The sequence below is a fragment of the Roseateles microcysteis genome, from assembly GCF_036880965.1.
In the GTDB taxonomy this organism is placed as follows: Bacteria; Pseudomonadota; Gammaproteobacteria; order Burkholderiales; family Burkholderiaceae_C; genus JAUASW01.
The window spans coordinates 235,976-256,059 of the sequence record NZ_JBAJMV010000004.1 but is presented as its reverse complement, the minus strand read 5'-3'; the positions used below and the strand labels follow the sequence as shown (position 1 = coordinate 256,059).

The window sequence follows — 20,084 nt, the reverse complement described above, 5'->3', positions numbered from 1 at the left end:
AATTCACCATGCCCGTTGATCCCCAATTGCGTTCACTCGACATCGAGATCCCGACCCAGCCCGAAGTGCTGGTGAAGCTCTCCTTGCTGATGGCGGCCGAGGACGTGGATCTTCAGGCGCTGTCTGCGCTGGTCGAATCTGACATGGCGCTGGCCGCAGCGGTGCTGAAGGCGGTCAACTCCTCGCTCTACGGCCTCAAGGGCCGTGTGCAGACGGTGCACCAGGCGTTGACCTATCTGGGCATGCGCGAGGTGTCGGCCATCACGTTCGAGATGGGCTTGCGCGCCGCCTTTCCGCCGGCTGCCGAGCTGGAGCCGGTCTGGAACCGCGCCGCGCAACGTGGCCTCCTGATGGGCCGCATGGGCCAGATGCTGGGAGTTGATCCCTGGGCCGCCCATTCGGCCGGTCTGTTCGAGGAATGCGGCAAGGCAGTGCTTTATCGCCATGCGCCGGCCCACTATCCTGCGATGCTGCGGGCCGCCACCCGCGATGCTGAGCTCGTGCAGCTGGAGCACACGGCCTTTGGCGTGAGCCACGATGCGCTGGGCGCTGCGCTGTGCGAAAGCTGGGGCCTGGCGCCAGCGGCAGTGGCCAGCGTGCGCCACCATGTGCAGGTGCAGGACACCATGCTGATGGGCGAAGCGATCCAGCGCCGCTCGATCTGCGCCATCTCGGCACTCGCCTGGGTGCTGACGAACCAGCCCGGTGAGCTGGAGGCCGTGGCCCACAGCATGGCCGCCCAGGCGCAGATGGACGAAACGCTGGTGCTGCGCGCCGCCCGCCGGGTCAGCGAGCAGGTGCTCGAGGCCCAATCGCACGGCCGCTGACCAGCAGCGCTCAGTTGCCTGCTGCGGCCACCAGCCGCAATCGCGATTCAAACTGCCGATGCTGCCCGGTGACCGGGTCTGTGAAGGCGATGCTGCGCGCCAGCAATTGCAAGGGGCGGTGGTAGTCCGGCACTGCCTCTTCCGGCTGCAGGACCGGGTAGATCCGGTCGCCAACGATGGGCATCCCGAGTGCCGACATCTGTGCCCGCAACTGATGCTTCATGCCGGTGCGCGGCCGCAGTTCGTAGTGGGCCAAGCCAGCCGCCAGTCGCTCGATCAGCGAGATCCGCGTCTCGGCATTCGCTTCGCCGGCTACATCGTGCATCTGCATGAACCGGTCTTCGCGCTCCGCCAGGCGGCTGCGATAGTCCAGCGGCAGGCTCAGGTCTTGCCGAAACGGCGCGACCGCCTCGTAGACCTTATCGACCACACGCTCGCGGAACAGGCGCTGATAGGCATCGCGGTGAGCAGGCTGGATGCAGAACAGTGTCAGGCCGGCCGTCTCCCGGTCCAGCCGATGGACGGGGCTCAGATTCGTCAGCCCCAGCTCGCGCTGCAGCCGCACCAGCAGCGTCTGCTGCACATAGCGCCCCTTGGGTGTCACGGGCAGGAAATGCGGCTTGTCCGCGACCAGCAGGCAGTCGTCGCGGTAGAGCACCTGCGCCTCGAAGGGAATCACTTCTTCGTGCGCCAGTTGTCGGTAATAGAAGACTCTGGTGCCGGTGGCATAGCGTGCCGTGGGCGCCAGCGCCTGGCCGCTCTCGGCGAGCACCTCGCCGTTGGCCAATCGTGTGGCCCATTCATCCCTGCTCACCATGGGCAGGCGCTCGGCGAGAAAGTCCAGCAGCAAGAGCCAGGGCCCGGCCGGACAGGCCACGGCGCTGGCATTGACCCCGTGCAGCAACGGCAGCTCAGGCTTGGTCGGCCGTGTCATCGGTGCACCCTCAGGCTCGGCCCGGCACGGCGTTCACTCGACCAGCGAGCCGCCGCGAGCGCGCTCGTCCATGTAGCGCTGGATCATGCGTCGATCGGCATCGTCCAGTGCATCGCCGCGCCAGGCTCGGACCCAGCTGTCGCGCTGCGGGTCTTGCGCCATCTTGCGCACTGCGGCATCGATCGCCTCGATGCGCTGCTTGCCCTCGGCATTGCGGCTGCAGGCCACGGTGGCCACGGCCGTGCTGCGGCCTTCGGCCAGTGGCAGCTTGACCAGGTCACCGCCGCCGGAAGCATCCACCACCGAGGGGTATTCCAGCGTCCAGTCCATGCGCTTGGCGCGCAGCATGGTCAGCAGGTGCATGCTGCGGCCCGTCACCACCGTCGCTGGCGCACTTGCGGCTGCGGCCAGCAGCAGTTTGTCGATCTGGTTGCCATAGCCACGGTCGCGCGACAGCAGGCCGACGAGGTCCTTGCGCTGCAGCAGCTCACTGAGTCGCAGCAGCTGCCCCTGTGTCTCGAAACGGGCCAGGTTGTCCCGATGCACGACCACGTGGATCTGGCGCGAGAACAGCGGCGGATGGAGCTGGGTGAAGTGCAGCCAGTCCAGCCGTTCGGGCTTGCGCAGGTGCAAGGCCGAGCACAGCGTTTCGCCCTGGCGCACCAGGGTCTCGAAGCGCGGCAGGCTGGCTTCGATGAACTCATGCCGGTACTGCGGCATGCGCTGGATCAGCAGGCGCAGAAAGCCCGAGATCTCGCCGTCGCCCAGGTCCTCGACGACTTTGGGCGCATGGCCATTGGCATAGCTGAAATGCGGCGGCATGTCCTGCACCAGCCAGCGCAGGGTCGGCAGGGCCGCCGGTTCGCCCGGCTGGGCCGATGCAAAGCCGGCCAGCAAGGCCAGGAGCGCCGCAGCGCTACGCCACCAAGCCATTTCAGTCGCCCTCGACCCACTCGATGCGTGTGCCCAGGCGCGAGATGTTTTCAACGAAATGCGGATGTGCGCGTCGGATCGGCGTGGCATTGCGGATCACCGAACGGCCGGGGATGCTGGCCGCCACCATCAGCAGGGCGATGGCCACGCGGATGATGTAGGGGCTCTCGACCTCGGCCGGCGCCAGCGGCTTGCCGCCGAAGGTCACCATGCGATGCGGGTCCGACAGGAAGGCGTGCGCGCCGAACTTGGACAGCTCCGAGGTCCAGCCCATCGCGCCGTCATAGACCTTGTTCCAGAACATCACGCTGCCCTCGGCCTTGACGCCCAGGGCGACAAAGATGGGCAGCAGGTCCACCGGCAGGTAGGGCCAGGGCGCGGCCTCGACCTTTTGCAGAATGTTGCGGGTGAAGGGTTCCTTCACCTTGAGCTTGCCGCCTTCGGTGACGGAGCGCGACCAGCCGTCCTCATGAATGATCTGCACGCCGAACTTGGCGAAGGTGCGATCGATCAGCGGGAACTGCTCGGGCTGCGAATTCTTGACCCGCACATCGCCGCCGGTGATGGCGCCCAGCGCCAGGAAGGTGACGATCTCGTGGAAGTCTTCGGCGAAGCTGAACTCGCCGCCCTTCAGGGCGTCGATGCCGGTGATCTTCAGGCGCGAGGTGCCGAGGCCCTCGATCTGGGCTCCCAGCATCACCATGAACTGGCAGAACTCCTGCACATGCGGCTCTGAAGCCGCGTTCATCAAGGTGGACGTGCCTTCGGCCAGCGCCGCGCAGAGCACGAAGTTCTCGGTCGTGGTGACCGAGGCGTAATCGGTCCAGTGGTCGTTGGCCTGCAGCTTGCCCGGCACGGTGCAGAGCAGGCCGTCGGGCAGGCGCTGAACATCGGCGCCGAAGCGCTGGAACACTTCCACATGCGGGTCGATCTCGCGGGCGCCGAGCGTGCAGCCCTTGACGTCGTCTTCCACGCGCGCCGCACGGAAGCGGGCCATCAGACCGGGTACCAGCATGATGGACGAGCGCATCTCTTCCGGCAGGCGGTCCGCCGCCGGGTCGAAGTGCGTGTTCTTGTGGTGAACGTCCAGGATGCCGGTCTTGAAGTCGATCTCGACCTCGCTGCCCAGCTTGCGGAAGACCTCGACGATCTTCTTCACATCGGTGATCTCGGGCACGCCGCGCAGCCGGATCGGCTCGGCGCTCAGAAGCGTGCCGCAGAGGATGGGCAGGACCGCATTCTTGTTGGCCGATGGAATGATGCGGCCATTCAGAGGGGTGCCGCCGTGGACGATCAGGTTGGACATGGGCAAAAGGGGCGCGAAGGGCTGGTGATGCAGCGACAGGGCGCGATTATCGCGGTTGGCGAAGCGCCCCCGCCGGCGCTTGCCTTCTGTTGCATGCGGGCCTAGTTCGCGACATTCGCGGAGCGCACCAGGCGCACGGGCAAGGGCCGGCTCTTGGGAATGTCGCCGCGCGCCTCGCCGCCCGGCCATTGCACCGCCCAGCCGAGCAAGAAGGGCGTGTCGTTGGCGTTGGAACCGCGGGCGTTCGCGACATTGCCGTAGTTGTACGGGTTGGGTTTGTCCTGGCGAACATTGGCCGTCGCCGTCCAATGCCATTCGGCGGGCGCAGCCGGGAATTCGCCGCCGTTCAAGCCCGACCTGCCGGCCTTCTCCTGCAGGCGGCGCAACTCGGGCACGCGCGGTACGCGCCAGGGCAGGCCTTCTTCCCTGGCACGCGAGGCGGCCCGGGCCAGCGCCTGCGCATGGGTCAGCAGCAGGGGCTGGCCGGTGCAGGTCTTGCCCGTCCATTGCATGCCCTCGACGCACCGGGCCCAGCTCAGCTGGGATTGCGAGTCAAGCCAGTCGGCGCTCGGCGCAGAGGCCGCTGGTGCAGCAGGCGCGGCAGGCGCAGCCCGGGCCGGTGGGCTGCAAGCCAGCAGAAGCATTGCGGCAAGTCGTAGAAAGTGAAAAGAAAGGCGGGTCATGAGGTTTTGCTCGGGTGAATCCCTGAGGATGCGTGACTCCATCATCTACGATGGCCGCATGGATGCCCGCAGTTTCCAGTTCAACCCCGTCCTGGGCCGGCTCCGCATGGCCTGGGTCCTGGGCTTGCTGCTGGCCTTGATGTCGCTGCAAGGCGCGCTTGCCGGCCCCAGGCTGCGGGTGCTGGCCTGGCCCGGTTATGTCGAGCCCGAGGTGCTGCGTGAGTTCGAGAAGAAGACGGGCGCCAAGGTCGAGCTGACCGTCATCGATTCCGACGAGGCGCTCTGGCAGAAGCTCAACGCCAAGCCGGGTCCGGCTTTTGACTTGTTTGCGGTCAATACCGCCGAACTGCAGCGCTATATCGCCGCGGGCCTCGTGCGCGAGGTGAACCGTCGGCTGATTCCGAACACGGCGCAGCAGCTGCCGCGCTTTCGCGATCTGGCTGCGATACCTGGCCTGGTGCACGGCCAGGGCGAGCGTGCCCGGGTCTTCGGCATTCCCTTCGCCTATGCCGAGATGGGTCTGATCTACGACCGCCGCCAGTTCAAGGAGCCGCCGACTTCGATCCACGCGCTCTGGGACCCGCAGTGGCGTGGCAAGGTGATCGCCTACAACGGCGGCAGCCACAACTTCTCGCTCGCCGCCCTGGCGCTGGGCTTGCCCACGCCTTTCAAGCTGCCGGCCGATATGAAGCCGCGCGCCGTGGACAAACTGGTGGACTTGCGCCGCAATGTGCTGTCCTTCTACGGACAGCCGGAAGAATCGGTGCGCATGTTCCAGCGCCATGGCGCCGCGCTGATGTACGCCAACTACGGCATGCAGCAGTTCCAGCTGCTGAAGGCTGCCGGCGTTGATGTGGGCTATGCAATCCCGAAGGAAGGCGCGCTCGCCTGGCTGGATTGCTGGGCGCTGACCAGCGCCGCGGCCGACCTCGCGCTGTCCCATGCCTGGATCGATCATCTGCTCGGCAAGCAGGCCAGTGCCCTGCTCGTGAGCCGGCAAGGCCTGGCCAGCACGACGGCCGAGTCGGCGGCCGGTGCCAGCTCGGCCAAGCTCCTTTGGCTGGAACCGGTTGAAGACGCCGCGGCGCGCGAAACGCTGTGGGCCCGCATCCGCTCGGGCGATCGCGCGGCCAAGGTGCTGGCGCCATGAAACTCGGCATCGCGTGGCGACTGGGCCTTGCGCTGGCCGCTGTGGGCGTGCTCGCCGCTGGTCTCACCGGCTATTACGGCTACTCGGCGAGCCGGCAGTTGCTGGTGGCTGCGGCAGAAGAGCGCTTGCTTACCGCCACGCGCGTGCTGGTGCGGCAGCTGGCCGTCGGCCTGGACAACACGGCGCGTGACGTTCTCCTGTTTGCCGAGCATCCGATGGCAGCCCGCCTGCTGGCGCGCAGCGATCCGGCGCTTCTGGCGCGCAGCGAGGTCAACAGCGCCCTGCTGTTCCAGCGCATGCTGGCAACTCATCCCGAGTACTACCAGATGCGGCTGATCGCCGCCGCCGATCACGGCCTCGAGCGCTTGCGGGTGGACCGCGACAACGCCGGCGTGCTGCGGGTGGCGGAAGACGATCTGCAGGAGAAGGGCCACTATCCCTATGTGTTCGAGACCCTGGCCCTGCCGCCGGGCGCGGTCTATGTCTCCAGGGCGGTGATCAATCACGAAGTCGGCGCACATGCGGGCCTGGAAAAGCCTTCGCTGCAAGTGGCCGCGCCGGTGCGCTCGGCCGATGGCCAGGTGCTTGGCGTGATGGTGATCAATGTCGACCTGGATCGCTTGTTCGATCAATTGGCTGCCGACCTGCCTCCTGGCCTGCAGCTCTATCTCAGCAATGGCGCGGGCGAGTTCCTGATCCATCCGGACCGCAGCAAGGCCTTTGCCTTTGACCGTGGCCAGAGCGCGCTCCTGCAGGACAGCTTCCCGGCGGCGGAGGCCCTGGTGAAGCAGCAGCCGGGCCTGCCCGGCCAGCTGGTGACCTCGGTGGAGGCGGGTGTTGATGGCGCGGCCCAGGTGGCAGCCTTCGTGCGCCAGCCCATTGCGGGCCTGCGCAGCGAGGAGGAGTTCATCCTCGGCCTGTCCGAGCCACTGGAGCTGGTGCTGAAGGAAAGCGAGCACCTGGGTGCCGTGAGCCTGCGCATCGTGCTGGCCTTCAGCGCGCTGGCGCTGCTGCTGGCCGCCCTGCTTGCGCGCGCGTTGTCGCGTCCGATTGCGCAGATCGTCCTGGCGGTGCAGCGATTCGCCAGCGGCCGCCAGGAGCCTGGTGTGCTGCCGCTGGAGCGCGACGACGAGATCGGCGTGCTGGCGCGCAGCATCGACCACATGCAGCAGCAGATCGGCGCCCAGTTCGATTCGCTCGAACTGAAGCAGCGCGAACTCGACCACCTGGCCAGTCACGACAGCCTCACCGGCCTGGCCAATCGCCGCGTGCTGCTGGAGCGGCTGGATCATGCGTTGGCGCATGCCAAGCGCAACGGCAGCCGCCTGGCCATGCTGTTCATCGACCTGGACAACTTCAAGGAAATCAATGACACGCTCGGCCATGCGGCAGGGGACGCCGTCTTGCGAACGCTGTCGCAGCGCCTGCGCCTCTTGGTGCGCGAGGTCGATACCGTGGCCCGCATGGGCGGCGATGAGTTCGTGATCCTCCTGGACCATGCCGACGACCCTGAAGCGATCACGGCGGTCGCCGAAAAGGTGCTGGAGTCGCTGGTGCAGCCAGTGTTGTACGGCGGCGCGGAACTGGTGGCCGGCGCCAGCATCGGTGTCAGCCGCTACCCGGAGAACGGCAGCAATGCGACCGAACTGATCGCTGCGGCCGACCACGCGATGTACCGCGCCAAGAGCAGCGGCCGGCAGCGGGCGATGTTTTCAGAGAGCGACGTCGGCTGATCAGCCCGCCGGATCCAGCCGCTTGGCGCGCGCCAGCCGCCAGGCCTCGGCCGGATCATCGCCATAGGCCTGCTCGGCCGTGGTGGCGGTTTCTTCGCGGTGGGTGTCGATGGCGATGCGCTTGTCGAAGACGAAGCATTCGCCCAGCCAGTCGGCGTCCGCATCGCCCATCTGCTCGAAGTAGTTGATGATGCCGCCGTCCAGCTGCGCCACCTTCAGGCCCAGCGCGTCCTGCATCCAGCCGCCCATCTTTTCGCAGCGGATGCCGCCGGTGCAGTACATGGCCACGGTCTTGCCTGCGTCCTTCCACGACTGGGCGTGGGCCTGGACATAGGCCGGGAAGTCGCGGAAATGGCGCACGCCGGGGTCGACCGCACCACGGAAGTGGCCGAGCTTCCATTCGAAGCTGTTGCGGTTGTCGATCACGACCACATCGTCGCGCTGGATCAGCTCGCGCCAGTCCTGCGGCGAGACATGGGTGTCGCTGGGGTCGACGAGCCCCGACACGCCCTCGAGGCCGAAGGCGACCAGCTCCGGCTTCACATGCACCTTGCACAGCGTGAAGGGCCGGGTCTTGCAGAAGCTGCGCTTGAACTGCATGCCGGTGAAGGCGGATTCAAAGACGGGATCGTTCTGCAGCGCGTGTTCGAATTCATCGAGCGCCTGCGGCAGGCCGCCGAGCGCGCCGCTGATGCCTTCCGGCGCCACCAGCACATTGCCGCCCAGGGCGGCGCAGAGCTCGCGCAGCCGGACGGCAACCCGCTCGGGGTCGGTGAGCGCGACGAACTTGTAGAAGCTGCTGTGCTCGTGCGCGGCTGAATCAGACATAGAGTGCCGGGTCTGCTGCCGCTTCGCGCTGCGGCCACAGGGCCAACCCGCCTGCCAGCGAGTAGGCGCGCTCATGGCCGAGTCTCACCAGCAACTGGGCCGCGATCTGGCTTCGGTTGCCGCTGCGGCAGAAGAACACGATGGGGCGCTCGGCCGGCATGGCCAGCCAGGCGGGCAGGGCATTGAGCAGGCGGGATATCGGCATGGCCTCGATGGCCACGGCCGGGTCCAGCGCAGGCGCCTGGCCGAGGCGTTGCTCGAAGGGCTCGCGCACGTCGATCACCAGCGCGTCGGGATGCTCACGCAAGAGTGCATGCAGCGCGTCTGGGCCCAGGCTGGGCGCGGGGCCTGCTGCGCCAGCGAGTGCCGCCGTGGGCGTGCTGGCCACGCGGTTGTCAGGGTCGCAGGCCGGGGCCAGGAGCGTCGCAGGCAGTACTGCCGTGCCGAGTTCCGCAGGGCTGGCGCGACCGATGAAGGCAACGCGCTGGTCCAGCAGAAAGACGCTGCGGCCGTCGCCCAGGGCCAGGCGGCGCAGCGTCTGCTGACCCAGGGCCCAGGCATCGCCGCCTTCTTCAGCCAGCAGTTCGGGGATGGCGGCGCGCAGCGCTTGCGCACCTTCATCTTGCGAGCCGGTCTGCAGGACTGCCACCAGCGGATAGCCTTGACAGCGCAACTGCTGCGCCAGCCGATCAGCCAGGGCGGGCTGCGGGTCGATGACGACGCAGCGTCGGCTGCCGGCGTCGGCCACCAGCCAGCAGCATTCGCCGTCCATGAGGAAGCGGGTGATGCCATCGCCGATCAGGGCCTGGTTGCCCGAGGGCGCCAGGCAGTTCTCTCGCAGCGTGTCGCCGCAGACGCGGATGCGCTCGCAGGCTTCATTGATGAAGGCCTCCTCCGCGGCCGGGCCGAAAGACAGGCGCACCGCTGATGCCGTCTGCGACTCGGGCAGGCCCATGGCCTGCAGGACATAGCTGGGCTGGGCCTTGGCCGCGCTGCAGGCCGAGCCACCGCTGACGCGCAACTCGGCGGCATCGAACAGGTCCAGCAGAAGGCGCGAGGCAAGGCCTGGCACCGAGAAGTTCAAGGTGGTGGGCAGCGTCTGTTCCAGCGGGGCATTGAAGACCAGGCCGGGGAAGGCCTGCTGCAGCGCTGCGGCCAGGCGATTGCGAAAGGTGGCGAGCGTGGCGTGGTCGCGGAAGCTCTTGCCGTCCTCGAGCGCCTCCAGCACCGCGCCCAAGGCGGCGATGCCCGACATGTTCTCGGTGCCCGAACGCAAGGCGCCTTCCTGGCCACCGCCGGCCATCAGCGGCGTGAAGGGCGCGCCTTCGCGCACATAGAGCAGGCCGATGCCCTTGGGCGCATAGAGCTTGTGGCCGGAGAAAGGCGCGTAATCAATGCGACGCTCAGCCAGGCGCAGGGGCAGCTTGCCCAGCGCCTGCACGCCGTCCACGAGCCAGAAGCAGGTGCTGCCGGCGAGTGCCGCTTCGATGCCGTCGAGATCGCTGATCACGCCGGTTTCGTTGTTGGCCGCCATGGTGCAGACCAGGCCGGCGCGTGGCGCATGTTCCTTCAACCAGGCCAGGTCGTGGCGACCATCGCGGCCGACCGGAATCGCCTCCACCTGCAGGCCCAGGCCCAGCAATTCATTCCAGTGCTTGAGTGCCTCGGGCACCGCCTTGTGTTCAGTGGCGCCATAAAGCAGCAGCTCGGCCGACGCATCGCCAGCGGCGCGGCGCTCGCGCAGAGCACGCAAGGCCGACAGCACGGCGGTCTGGATGCCTTCGGTCGCGCCGCTCAGGAACAGCAGGCGACCGTTGCCGGCGCCAAGCAGGCGCGAGGCCTGGCTGCGCACCCGGTCGATCAGGGCGCGGGCCTTCAGCCCGGTGCTGTGGATGCTGCTCGGGTTGCCGAAGTCCTCGGCCATGGCCGACAGGGCGGCCGCGCGGGCAGCGTCCAGCACGGGCGTGGTGGCATTGGCGTCGAGATAGATTTCCATGGCGGGCAACGGGGGCGGGCAGGGCACAAAGGTGGGCAAGTTTAGGTCAGAGCCTGCGGTGGCAACTCAGGACACCCGGCGCGATGCCATGCTGTCCAGGCTGCCCTGGATGATCTGCCGCAGCACGGCGGGGTCGGCGTCCGACAGCTTCTTCAGGTAGAGGCAGACTTTGCCGGTCTTGTGCTTGCCGAGCCGGGCGAGCAGTTCGTCCTGGCCGGGAAAGTTGGTCAGCACGTAGAGCGTCAGGTCGCTCTTGCGCGGCGCGAAGGCGAGCACCGGCCAGTCGGTCGGCTTGCCGCCCGAGGGCGTGAACAGATAGCTGCCGAATCCGACGATGCCGCTGCCCCACATCACGGCGGGCACCCCGGCGGCCTCGCTCATCCAGTCCACCAGGGTCTGGCATTCCTCGCGCCGGCGCGGCTCGGCCTGGGCGGCGATGAACTCGGACACGGGCTGCTGGGTCGGGCGGGTCTTGGGTTCGGCCATGCGTTGCTCCATCTGACGGTAGCTGCAGTTTGGCGTGCCAGCCAGCACTGTCAACCTACAATCGCCGCCGCTCTCAACGCTGGGAACTTCCGTGTCCGACCGCCTTGCCGTTCTGCCCCAATACCTGATGCCCAAGCTGGCGCTGACCCGTCTGGCCGGTCGGCTCGCCGGTGCCGAGCTCGGTGGCCTCACGACCTGGACGATCCGCCGCTTCATCGAGCGCTATGGCGTGGCGATGAACGAAGCCGCGAATCCGGACCCGGCGGCCTATGCCAGCTTCAACGATTTCTTCACCCGCGCGCTGAAGGACGGTGCGCGCCCGCTGGCCGAGGCCCAGCTGATTTGCCCCGTGGATGGCGCCATCAGCCAGTTCGGCAAGATCGAGGGCGAGCAGATCTTCCAGGCCAAGGGGCACAGCTATTCGGCCACGGCCCTGGTGGGCGGCGACGCCACGCTGGCGAGTGCCTTTCGCGACGGCAGCTTCGCCACGCTCTACCTGAGCCCGCGCGACTACCACCGCATCCACATGCCCTGCGAGGGCCGCTTGCTGCGCATGATCCACGTGCCGGGCGATCTGTTCTCGGTCAACCCGACCACGGCGCGTGGCGTGCCGGGCCTGTTTGCCCGCAACGAGCGTGTGGTCTGCGTGTTCGAGAACGACGAGATCGGGCCCTGGGTGCTGGTGCTGGTCGGTGCCACCATCGTCGGCTCCATGGCCACGGTCTGGCATGGCCTGGTGAATCCGCCCCGGCCCGGCCGCGTGCGCGAATGGGGCTATGAAGACCGCGAGATCCGTCTGGCGCAAGGCGCCGAGATGGGCCGCTTCCTCCTGGGCTCCACGGTCGTGATGCTGTTCCCCAAGGGTGAGCAGAAGTTCAACCCGGCCTGGCAACCGGGTGGCGCCATCCGCCTGGGCGAGGTGATGGCGACAGTCTGAGCGCCGTCAGGGCGCCTTGCGCAGCGCCTGTTCAAGCAACTGCGTGGCGATCGCCGCCGGCAAAGGGCGGCCGAGCAGGTAGCCCTGCAGCTGCGTGCACCCAAGAGCTTCCGCGGACGTGGCCTGGGCTGGGGTCTCGACGCCCTCGGCCACGATTTCCAGCTTCAGGGAGCGGCCCAGCACGCAGGCCGCCTGCACGATGGCGGCGGCGTCGCTGGCTGGCAGCGGCGTGATCAGGCTGCTGTCCAGCTTCATGGCTGCGATGGGCAGCTGGCGCAGCATGGTCAGGGAACTCTGCCCGATGCCGAAGTCGTCCAGTGCAATCGGCACGCCGGCCTGCCGCAACTGCGCCAACTGCGGCAGCACTCGCTCGACATGGCCGATGGCTGCCGTCTCGGTGATCTCGATCTCGAAGCGGCCTGGCGGCAATTCATGCGCACGCAGCTGCTCGAGCAGGCGCTCGGCAAACAGCGGGTCTTCGAACTGCAAGGGCGAGACATTGACGGCCACCGGCAAGGCGCCGCCCAGCGTCTGCTCCCACTCGCGCAGCTGGGTGCAGGCCATGGCGATGATCAGCCCGCCCAGCGCCTTGATCTGGCCGGTGCGCTCCGCCGCCGGTATGAACTCGACCGGGCTGACCCGGCCGCGGTCTGGCCTCTCCCAGCGCACCAGCGCTTCAAAGCCGCAGAGCTGGCGGGTACCGGCCGAGAACTTGGGCTGGTACTCCAGCAGGAACTCGCCAGCCGCCAAGGCACGCCCCAGGGCCTGCTCGACCTCCAGCCGGGCCTGCGCGGCCTGCTTCATCGTCGCGTCGAAGAACAGCCAGGACGCGCCTGCCGTGGCCTTGGCGCGGTGCATGGCCGAGTCGGCCGCGCGCAAGAGGGTGGCGGCATCGCGGCCATCCTGCGGGAACAGCGCCACGCCTATCGACAGATGCACGAACAGCTCGGCACCGGCCACCGAGAAGGGCGTGGCCAGCATGCCCAGCAGCTGTTCGGCCAGCGCCTGCGCGGCGATGGTGTCGCCCACGTCGGCGCCGATGATGACGAACTGGTCTTCGCCCAGCCGCGCCAGTTCCGCGTTCGGCGGCAGCTGGCGTGACAGGCGCCGGGCGATGGCGCGCAGAAGCGCGTCGCCGGCCTCGTGGCCCAGGGTTTCGTTGACCAGCTGGAAGCGGTCCAGGTCGGCCGATAGCAGGGTGAAGGGCGGGGCGCCCGGCCGGCACAGTGCCTGCAGCCGCGCCACCGCATGGTTGCGGTTCGGCAGCTCGGTCAGTTCGTCATGCAAGGCCTGGCGGCGCAGCGCCTCGGCGGCTTCGTAGCGCGAGCTGTCGTTGATCATCACGATCAGCTCGGCCGCTGTGCCATCCCATTCCACCTGGCTGGACAGGCACTGCAGGTGCACGGCGCCGCCGTCGCGGGCGAGGCGGTGGCTCTCCCACTCGATATGGGCATTGCGGTCGGCCAGCACGCGGGCATGGCGCATGCGGGCGGCGTCATGCTGCTCCGGCGGCACGGCGAGTTCGATGAGGTCCACGTCTTCGCTGGGCATTTCCGTGGCGCCAAAGATGGCCAGCGCGGCCGGGTTCGCATAGAGCAGGCGATGGTTGCGCATCACCACCAGGCCTTGCAAGGAAAACTCGGCCAGCCGTGTGAAGCGTTCACCCTGCTGGCGCGCCAGGGCATGCGCCCGACGCACCGAGAGCAGGATCAGGCCCAGGCACAGCGTGGTCTGCACCAGGATGCCGAGCGAGTAGGTGAGGACGGAGCGGGCGTGTTCATCCAGCACCGGACCGCTCGCATGGACGGCCGCCAGCGCGCCGAAGCCCATGGCGACCCAGCGCTCGAAGCGATGGCCGCCCTGCCAGATCAGCCAGCCGCTGACCAGGCACATCAGACTCAATACGGCCGCACCGGCAATCAAGGCGGCGCGCATGTCATGCATGCCCAGCGTGGCAATCAGCGCGACGCTGAGAACGAACAGCCCGAAGGTGAAGGGCTTGGAGAAGCGTCGCCCGCGATAGCGCAGCGCACCGACGGTCTGGAAGCCTTGCGAGGCCATCAGCGAGGCGGCGGCCATCAGGGCCTGCAGGTCACGCAGGGGGCCGGGCGCCAGCCAGTCCTGCATGATGGGCCCGAGCGTCAGGCCGATGCCCAGCAGCATCCAGCTCCAGCCCCAGTCGCGCACATGGTCCTGATGCCTCTCCTGTGCCCAGAGCAGCAGAAGTGCTCCGCCGAGCATGATGTTCAGGCAGGCGCTGACAAGCATCAGGGCGGTCATGGTTGCGGCGTGGTCCCCGGGGTGCCGTAGATGGCTGCATGCTAGCCCGTCTTTTTTGGGTCTGGCGTCCCGTATTGCGGGGAGAGCGACAATGCAGGTTCGGCACCACAGGCAACAGCTTCCCAAGCGAACCACCATGACCCAGCGCGTCCTGACCGGCATCACGACCACCGGCACCCTGCACCTCGGCAACTATGTCGGCGCGATCCGGCCTGCCATCGAGGCCAGTCGCGAGCCCGGCGTCGAGAGCTTCTTCTTCATGGCCGACTATCACGCCCTGATCAAGTGCGATGACCCGGCCCGCATCGCCCGCTCGCGCCTGGAAATCGCCGCCATCTGGCTGGCCGCCGGCCTGGACCCCGAGCGCGTCACCTTCTACCGCCAGAGCGACATTCCCGAGATTCCCGAGCTGACCTGGCTCTTGACCTGCGTCACTTCCAAGGGCCAGATGAACCGCGCCCATGCCTACAAGGGAGCAATTGACGCGAATGTGGCTGCCGGCGAAGAACCGGACGCCGGCATCACCATGGGCCTGTTCAGCTACCCCATCCTGATGGCCGCCGACATCCTGATCTTCAACGCCCACCGCGTGCCGGTCGGCAAGGACCAGGTCCAGCACATCGAGATGGCACGCGACGTGGCACAGCGCTTCAACCACCTGTTCGGCCGCGGCACCGACCTGTTTGTGCTGCCGGACGCTCAGGTCGATGCGGAGATGGAACTGCTCCCGGGCCTGGACGGCCGCAAGATGAGCAAGAGCTATGACAACGTCATCCCCTTGTTCGACGGCGGCGCCCAGGGCCTGCGCGATGCGATTGCCCGCGTCGTGACCGATTCCAAGCTGCCCGGCGAGCCCAAGGACCCGGAAGGCCAGGCCCTGGTCCAGCTCTATGACGCCTTCGCCAGCAAGGAGCAGCGCGCCGCTTTCCGCACGGCGCTGCGCGAAGGCCTCGGCTGGGGCGATGCCAAGAAGCAGTTGTTCGATCTGATCGATGGCCAGATCGGCGGCATGCGTGCGCAGTATGAAGAGCTGATGGCCCACCCGGAGCGCATCGAGGAGATCCTGCAGCGCGGCGCCGCCAAGGCCCGTGCCCTTGCCGCTCCCTTGCTCGCACAAGCCCGCGCGGCCGTGGGCCTGACGCCGTTCACGGCCATCGCCCCATCGACCAAGGTCGAGAAATCCGCCAAGGCCGCCTTGCCCCTGTTCAAGCAATACCGCGAGGGCGACGGCCAGTTCTACTTCAAGCTGGTGGCCGCCGACGGCACGACCCTCCTGCAAAGCCAGGCGTTTGCCGGCGGCCGGGAGGCGGGCCAATGGGTGTCTCGTTTGAAGACAGAAGGCGCGGCAGCCTTGGCGGAAGCGCCCGTCGAGGTGCTCGGCGACGCTGCCTCTGCCTTGGCACAATTGCAGGCGGCATTGGAGTCCTGACTCTAAGCCCAGCACAAACCCGGTAGGCGATGCCGGGTTCCCTGGGTAGCCTGTGCCTCGACAAGAGTCAGAAGTACACAGGAGACAAGTCTTATGCCCACGATAGCCGCCGACACGCTCGCGCTGCAACGCCTCTACCACTGGGAGCAGGAAGCTGCCAACCATGTGGTCCTGACCCAGCCCATGGGCGACGGTACGGTTCGCGACTTCACCTGGGCCCAGGTGGCCGATGGCGTGCGCCGCATGGCCGCCTACCTGCAGAGCCAGGGCTGGGAGCCCGGTTCCAAGGTGGCCATCCTCTCGAAGAACTGCGCCTGGTGGCTGATGAGCGACCTGGCGATCTGGATGGCCGGCTACGTCTCGGTGCCGCTGTACCCGACGCTGGCACCCGAGACCATCCGCCAGATCCTGGACCACAGCGAAGCCAAGGCTCTCTTCGTCGGCAAGCTCGACGGCTGGGAAGGCATGAAGCCCGGCGTGCCGGCCGGCCTGCCCTGCATCTCCTACGCGCTGTCGCCGGATGATGCCAAGGCCAACTATGAAAGCTGGGACGCCATCTGCGCCCGCACCCAGCCCCTGAAGGGTGAGCCGGTGCGCAAGGCCGACGATCTCTGCACCCTGATCTACACCTCGGGCACCACCGGCGCGCCCAAGGGCGTGATGCATTCCTTCGCTGCCTTTGCCTGGGCGATCCAGACCGGCCAGCGCCGCTTCGACCTGACGGCGCAAGACCGCCTGCTGTCCTACCTGCCGCTGGCCCATGTGGTCGAGCGCATGCTGGTGGAGCACGGCTGGCTGGCCGTGGGCTTCCGCGTCTATTTCGCCGAATCGCTGGACACCTTCGCGGCCGACCTGCAGCGCGCCAGGCCCACCGTGTTCTTCTCGGTGCCGCGGCTGTGGGTCAAGTTTCAGCAAGGCATTCATCACAAGATGCCGCCGGCCAAGCTGCAGAAGCTGCTGCGCATTCCGATCCTGGGCGGCATCGTCCGCCGCAAGATCCAGAAGGCCCTGGGCCTGGACCAGGCGCGCTTCTGTGCCGGTGGTGCGGCGCCGATGCCGCTGGCCCTGCTCGAGTGGTATGCCGGCCTGGGCATCCCGATCAACGAGGGCTACGGCATGACCGAAAACCTCGCGGTCTCGCACATCACGCTGCCGGGCAAGAACCAGCGCGGCACCGTGGGCACGGCCTACGAAGGCGTGCAGACGCGCATCGACCCCGTGAGCGGCGAGCTGCAGATGCGCAGCCCGGCCGTGATGCTCGGCTACTACAAGGAAGCCGGCATCACCAAGGAAGCCTTCACCGAGGACGGCTGGCTGCGCACGGGCGACAAGGCGGCCGTCGATGGCGCAGGTTGCCTGCGCATCACCGGCCGGGTCAAGGACCTGTTCAAGACCAGCAAGGGCAAGTACGTTGCGCCCGCGCCGATCGAAGACCGCCTGGGCATGCACCCGGACATCGAGGCCTGCACCGTCACCGGTGCCAACCTCGGCCAGCCGCTGGGCATCGTGATGCTCTCGCCGGACGCGGTGGAGCTGGCGAAGACGGCCGAGGGCCGCGCCAAGATCGAAGCCGACCTGACGGCGCACCTTGCGACCATCAACGAAAAGCTCGACCCGCATGAGCAGCTCGACTGCCTGGTGCTGGTGAGCACGCCCTGGACCGTGGACAACGGCTTCATCACGCCCACCTTCAAGGTCAAGCGCAACCGCATCGAAGATGTGTACGCCAGCAGCTACGAGCGCTGGGTGGGCATGCGCAAGAAGATCGTCTGGGGCGAATAACGCAAGTGCAGTAGCGCCTCCGGGGGATGGCCCCGAGGCGCTTCGCGCATTCGCTCGCTATGCTGGCCTCCATTCACCGGGAGGTCAGCACATGTTTAAGATCCGCCGGGCCGCACTTGCTGTGGCCCTTTGTTTTGCAGGCGTTGCCACGGGCTCGAGCGCCCAGTCCTTCAGCGATGCCGACCTGGCCGTGGCCGCCAAGCTGCGCGAGGCCGGCCAGAGCAGCAACCTGGCCTATGAGCTGGTCGATTCGCTGGTCACCGAAGTCGGCGCCCGCCCGGCCGGTTCGGAGAACGACAAGAAGGCGGTCGACTGGGCCGTGGCCAAGCTGAAGTCGCTCGGCTTTCCGGTGGTGCGCGCCGAAGCGGTGCCCTTGAAGGCCTGGAGGCGCGGCGAGGCCCACGCCCACATCACTGCCCCGTTTGCCCAGCCGCTCGTCATGACCGCCCTGGGCGGCAGTGTGGCTGCACCCAAGGAGGGCATCAATGCCGAAGTGGCCTACTACCCCGACTTCGCGGCACTGAAGGCCGACACCAGCGACAAGGCCCGGGGCCGCATCGTCTTCGTCGACCAGAAGACCGAGCGCTTCAAGGACGGCCGCGGCTACGGCCCGTCGTCCACCGCCCGCACGCAGGGGCCGGCCGAGGCCGGCAAGCGCGGCGCGCTGGCCTTCGCCATCCGCTCGGTGGGCACGGACCATGACCGCCTGGCCCACACCGGCGCCACCCGCTATGCCGAAGGCGTGCCTGCCATACCGGCCTTTGCTGTCTCGGTGCCCGATGCCGACACCATCGCCCGTCTGCAGCGCTACGGCAAGCCGGTGAAGATGCATCTGGCGATGCAGAACGAGCTGGGCATCGACGCGGTCTCGCACAACGTGATCGCCGAGATTCCTGGCACCGACCTGGCCGACGAGATCATCACCATCGGCGGCCACCTGGACAGCTGGGACCTGGGCCAGGGCGCCATTGACGACGGTGCCGGCGTGGCCATCACCGCGGCTGCGGCCAAGCTGATCCTGGATACCGGCGTCAAGCCGCGCCGCACCATCCGCGTGGTGATGTTCGCCAACGAGGAAAACGGCCTGGACGGCGGCCGCGCCTATTCCGAGACCTACAAGCACCAGAAGCACCAACTGGTGGCCGAGAGCGACTTCGGCGCCGGCAACATCTACCGCTTCCAGACCCGCGTGCGCCCCGAGGCGCTGGGCGTGGCCATGGTGATTGCCGAGCAGTTGAAGCCGCTCGGCGTCGAGGCCGGCAACAACGAGGCTCGCACCGGTGCTGACACCGGCACGATCCAGCGCGTCGCCAACCTGCCCATCCTGTCCTTCAGCCAGGACGGCACCGACTACTTCGACTACCACCACACCGCCAACGACACGCTGGACAAGATCGACCCGGCCAAGCTGCGCCAGAACGTGGCCGTCTGGGCCACGGCGGTCTGGCTGTCATCGCAAAGCCCGGTGGCCTTCCATCCGCTGCCGCCGGTGGAGAAGAAGCCGGCGCAGTAGGCGCGGCGGGCGACTGGGTGACCCAAGAATTAGCGCTGCTAATGGCGCTGTAGTTCGATTGCTGCAGCTTTGCACCGCGCTGGCGCAGTCGTACAACGCTGTCTCCGAAAACAATACAACGGAGACAAAACATGCGCATCGGCGTTCCCAAGGAAATCAAGAACCACGAGTACCGTGTCGGCCTGACGCCGGCCAGCGTCCGCGAGCTGGTGGCCAATGGCCATCAACTGCTGGTGCAAGCCGGCGCTGGCGCAGCCATCGGCCTGTCCGACGATGAATACAAGGCCGCTGGCGCGCAGATCATCGGCGATGCGGCCAGCGTGTTCGCGCAGGCCGAGATGATCGTCAAGGTCAAGGAGCCGCAGCCGCAGGAATGCGCAATGCTGCGCGAAGGCCAGATCCTCTACACCTATCTGCACCTGGCGCCGGATCCCGAGCAGACGGCAGCCCTGGTGAAGAGTGGCGCGATCTGCATCGCCTACGAAACCATCACCGGCCCTGGCGGTGGCTTGCCCTTGCTGGCGCCGATGAGCGAGGTGGCGGGCCGCATGTCCATCCAGGCGGGTGCGGCCCATCTGGAGAAGAGCAAGGGCGGCATGGGTGTGCTGCTCGGCGGCGTGCCTGGTGTGGCGCCCGCCCATGTGGTCGTGATCGGCGCGGGCGTCGTCGGCACGCATGCCCTGCAGATGGCCGTGGGCATGGGCGCCCGCGTGACCGTGCTCGACAAGAGCGTGGACCGCCTGCGCCAGCTGGACCTGGTCTTCGGCAACCGCATCACCACGGCCTATTCGAATGCGCAGGCGCTGGAAGAGGCGGTACTGTCGGCAGAGCTGGTGATCGGCGGCGTGCTGATCCCGGGCGCTGCGGCACCCAAGCTCGTGACGCGCGATATGGTCAGCCGCATGAAGAAGGGCTCGGTCATCGTGGACGTGGCGATCGACCAGGGCGGCTGCTTCGAGACCTCGCATGCCACCACGCATGCCGACCCGACCTTCGTCGTCGATGGCGTCATCCACTACTGCGTGGCGAACATGCCGGGCGCCGTGGCCCGCACCTCGACCTTCGCGCTCAACAACGCCACCATCGGTCATGCCGTGGCGCTGGCCAACAAGGGTTGGAGGCAGGCGCTGCGCGACAACCCGCACCTGAAGGCCGGCTTGAACGTGGCTGCCGGCAAGGTGAGCTACGAGGCGGTGGCGCGCGACCTGGGTTACGAGTACGTGGCGGCGGACAGCCTGCTGGCTTGATCGTTCGAAGCGAGCATCGC

Annotated in this window: 16 protein-coding genes; 8 read left to right on the top strand and 8 right to left on the bottom strand. The window is 67.5% G+C overall.

Features of this window, described 5'->3' with window-relative positions:
* The first annotated feature begins 8 nt into the window (after positions 1-8).
* Positions 9-827, top strand: a complete 819-nt coding sequence (locus V3596_RS13020; protein ID WP_334278185.1) for an HDOD domain-containing protein — start codon at positions 9-11, stop codon at positions 825-827.
* Between the two features lie 10 nt (positions 828-837).
* On the opposite strand, the gene V3596_RS13015 is transcribed toward V3596_RS13020, so the two are convergent.
* From V3596_RS13015 to V3596_RS13000, 4 genes are all read right to left on the bottom strand, one after another.
* Positions 838-1,761: a pseudouridine synthase gene (locus V3596_RS13015; protein ID WP_334278184.1), complete on the bottom strand. Its 924-nt coding sequence runs from the start codon at positions 1,759-1,761 to the stop codon at positions 838-840.
* Positions 1,762-1,794: 33 nt separating this feature from the next.
* Positions 1,795-2,694 carry a hypothetical protein gene (locus V3596_RS13010; RefSeq protein WP_334278183.1) on the bottom strand — a complete coding sequence of 300 codons (900 nt, stop codon included), beginning with the start codon at positions 2,692-2,694 and terminating at the stop codon, positions 1,795-1,797.
* Between the two features lies 1 nt (position 2,695).
* Positions 2,696-4,000, bottom strand: coding sequence for a UDP-N-acetylglucosamine 1-carboxyvinyltransferase (locus tag V3596_RS13005; RefSeq protein ID WP_334278182.1), 1,305 nt, complete (start codon positions 3,998-4,000; stop codon positions 2,696-2,698).
* Positions 4,001-4,101: 101 nt separating this feature from the next.
* Positions 4,102-4,644: an Lcl domain-containing protein gene (locus V3596_RS13000; protein ID WP_334278181.1), complete on the bottom strand. Its 543-nt coding sequence runs from the start codon at positions 4,642-4,644 to the stop codon at positions 4,102-4,104.
* A 67-nt stretch (positions 4,645-4,711) separates the two neighbouring features.
* Here V3596_RS13000 and V3596_RS12995 point away from each other — a divergent pair, with 67 nt between their 5' ends.
* Together V3596_RS12995 and V3596_RS12990 are read left to right on the top strand one after the other, a co-directional pair.
* Positions 4,712-5,833 carry an extracellular solute-binding protein gene (locus tag V3596_RS12995; protein ID WP_334278180.1) on the top strand — a complete coding sequence of 374 codons (1,122 nt, stop codon included), beginning with the start codon at positions 4,712-4,714 and terminating at the stop codon, positions 5,831-5,833.
* Complete coding sequence (locus V3596_RS12990; protein WP_334278179.1) at positions 5,830-7,566, top strand: diguanylate cyclase domain-containing protein; 1,737 nt, start codon at positions 5,830-5,832, stop codon at positions 7,564-7,566. The genes V3596_RS12995 and V3596_RS12990 overlap by 4 nt, the downstream gene beginning before the upstream one ends.
* Here V3596_RS12990 and trhO read toward each other — a convergent pair whose 3' ends face one another.
* From trhO to V3596_RS12975, 3 genes are all read right to left on the bottom strand, one after another.
* On the bottom strand, positions 7,567-8,394 hold the full coding sequence (gene trhO / locus V3596_RS12985) for an oxygen-dependent tRNA uridine(34) hydroxylase TrhO (RefSeq protein ID WP_334278178.1): 828 nt from the start codon (positions 8,392-8,394) through the stop codon (positions 7,567-7,569).
* Entirely contained in the window at positions 8,387-10,390 is a 2,004-nt protein-coding gene (locus V3596_RS12980) for an aminotransferase class V-fold PLP-dependent enzyme (protein WP_334278177.1), read from the bottom strand. The genes trhO and V3596_RS12980 overlap by 8 nt, the downstream gene beginning before the upstream one ends.
* Before the next feature lie 66 nt (positions 10,391-10,456).
* The gene (locus V3596_RS12975; RefSeq protein WP_334278176.1) at positions 10,457-10,876 is read right to left on the bottom strand and encodes a DUF1801 domain-containing protein; all 420 of its coding nucleotides are present in this window, start codon (positions 10,874-10,876) and stop codon (positions 10,457-10,459) included.
* A 91-nt stretch (positions 10,877-10,967) separates the two neighbouring features.
* Here V3596_RS12975 and asd point away from each other — a divergent pair, with 91 nt between their 5' ends.
* On the top strand, positions 10,968-11,813 hold the full coding sequence (gene asd, locus V3596_RS12970; RefSeq protein ID WP_334278175.1) for an archaetidylserine decarboxylase: 846 nt from the start codon (positions 10,968-10,970) through the stop codon (positions 11,811-11,813).
* 6 nt (positions 11,814-11,819) lie between these two features.
* Here the strand turns inward: asd and V3596_RS12965 are convergent, their stop codons facing one another.
* A complete protein-coding gene (locus V3596_RS12965; RefSeq protein ID WP_334278174.1) occupies positions 11,820-14,093 on the bottom strand; it encodes a putative bifunctional diguanylate cyclase/phosphodiesterase in 2,274 nt (757 codons plus the stop codon).
* A 136-nt stretch (positions 14,094-14,229) separates the two neighbouring features.
* On the opposite strand from V3596_RS12965, the gene V3596_RS12960 reads away from it, so the two are divergent.
* The 4 genes from V3596_RS12960 to ald all read left to right on the top strand — a co-directional run bounded on the left by V3596_RS12960 (position 14,230) and on the right by ald (position 20,064).
* Positions 14,230-15,522: a tryptophan--tRNA ligase gene (locus V3596_RS12960; protein WP_334278173.1), complete on the top strand. Its 1,293-nt coding sequence runs from the start codon at positions 14,230-14,232 to the stop codon at positions 15,520-15,522.
* A 93-nt stretch (positions 15,523-15,615) separates the two neighbouring features.
* Entirely contained in the window at positions 15,616-17,304 is a 1,689-nt protein-coding gene (locus tag V3596_RS12955) for an AMP-binding protein (RefSeq protein ID WP_334278172.1), read from the top strand.
* A 91-nt stretch (positions 17,305-17,395) separates the two neighbouring features.
* Positions 17,396-18,817 carry a M20/M25/M40 family metallo-hydrolase gene (locus V3596_RS12950; protein WP_334278171.1) on the top strand — a complete coding sequence of 474 codons (1,422 nt, stop codon included), beginning with the start codon at positions 17,396-17,398 and terminating at the stop codon, positions 18,815-18,817.
* Between the two features lie 131 nt (positions 18,818-18,948).
* Positions 18,949-20,064, top strand: coding sequence for an alanine dehydrogenase (ald, locus tag V3596_RS12945; protein WP_334278170.1), 1,116 nt, complete (start codon positions 18,949-18,951; stop codon positions 20,062-20,064).
* Positions 20,065-20,084: the final 20 nt, after the last annotated feature.

What these genes read in the sequence shown, in the direction of transcription:
- V3596_RS13005 (WP_334278182.1), bottom strand. Translation starts at nt 4,000, where the DNA reads ATGTCCAACCTGATCGTCCACGGCGGCACCCCTCTGAATGGCCGCATC.
- V3596_RS13015 (WP_334278184.1), bottom strand. Translation starts at nt 1,761, where the DNA reads ATGACACGGCCGACCAAGCCTGAGCTGCCGTTGCTGCACGGGGTCAAT.
- ald (WP_334278170.1), top strand. Translation starts at nt 18,949, where the DNA reads ATGCGCATCGGCGTTCCCAAGGAAATCAAGAACCACGAGTACCGTGTC.
- V3596_RS12980 (WP_334278177.1), bottom strand. Translation starts at nt 10,390, where the DNA reads ATGGAAATCTATCTCGACGCCAATGCCACCACGCCCGTGCTGGACGCT.
- V3596_RS13020 (WP_334278185.1), top strand. Translation starts at nt 9, where the DNA reads ATGCCCGTTGATCCCCAATTGCGTTCACTCGACATCGAGATCCCGACC.
- V3596_RS12975 (WP_334278176.1), bottom strand. Translation starts at nt 10,876, where the DNA reads ATGGCCGAACCCAAGACCCGCCCGACCCAGCAGCCCGTGTCCGAGTTC.
- V3596_RS12990 (WP_334278179.1), top strand. Translation starts at nt 5,830, where the DNA reads ATGAAACTCGGCATCGCGTGGCGACTGGGCCTTGCGCTGGCCGCTGTG.
- V3596_RS12955 (WP_334278172.1), top strand. Translation starts at nt 15,616, where the DNA reads ATGCCCACGATAGCCGCCGACACGCTCGCGCTGCAACGCCTCTACCAC.
- V3596_RS13010 (WP_334278183.1), bottom strand. Translation starts at nt 2,694, where the DNA reads ATGGCTTGGTGGCGTAGCGCTGCGGCGCTCCTGGCCTTGCTGGCCGGC.
- V3596_RS12995 (WP_334278180.1), top strand. Translation starts at nt 4,712, where the DNA reads ATGCGTGACTCCATCATCTACGATGGCCGCATGGATGCCCGCAGTTTC.
- V3596_RS12950 (WP_334278171.1), top strand. Translation starts at nt 17,396, where the DNA reads ATGTTTAAGATCCGCCGGGCCGCACTTGCTGTGGCCCTTTGTTTTGCA.
- V3596_RS12960 (WP_334278173.1), top strand. Translation starts at nt 14,230, where the DNA reads ATGACCCAGCGCGTCCTGACCGGCATCACGACCACCGGCACCCTGCAC.
- V3596_RS12965 (WP_334278174.1), bottom strand. Translation starts at nt 14,093, where the DNA reads ATGACCGCCCTGATGCTTGTCAGCGCCTGCCTGAACATCATGCTCGGC.
- trhO (WP_334278178.1), bottom strand. Translation starts at nt 8,394, where the DNA reads ATGTCTGATTCAGCCGCGCACGAGCACAGCAGCTTCTACAAGTTCGTC.
- V3596_RS13000 (WP_334278181.1), bottom strand. Translation starts at nt 4,644, where the DNA reads ATGCTTCTGCTGGCTTGCAGCCCACCGGCCCGGGCTGCGCCTGCCGCG.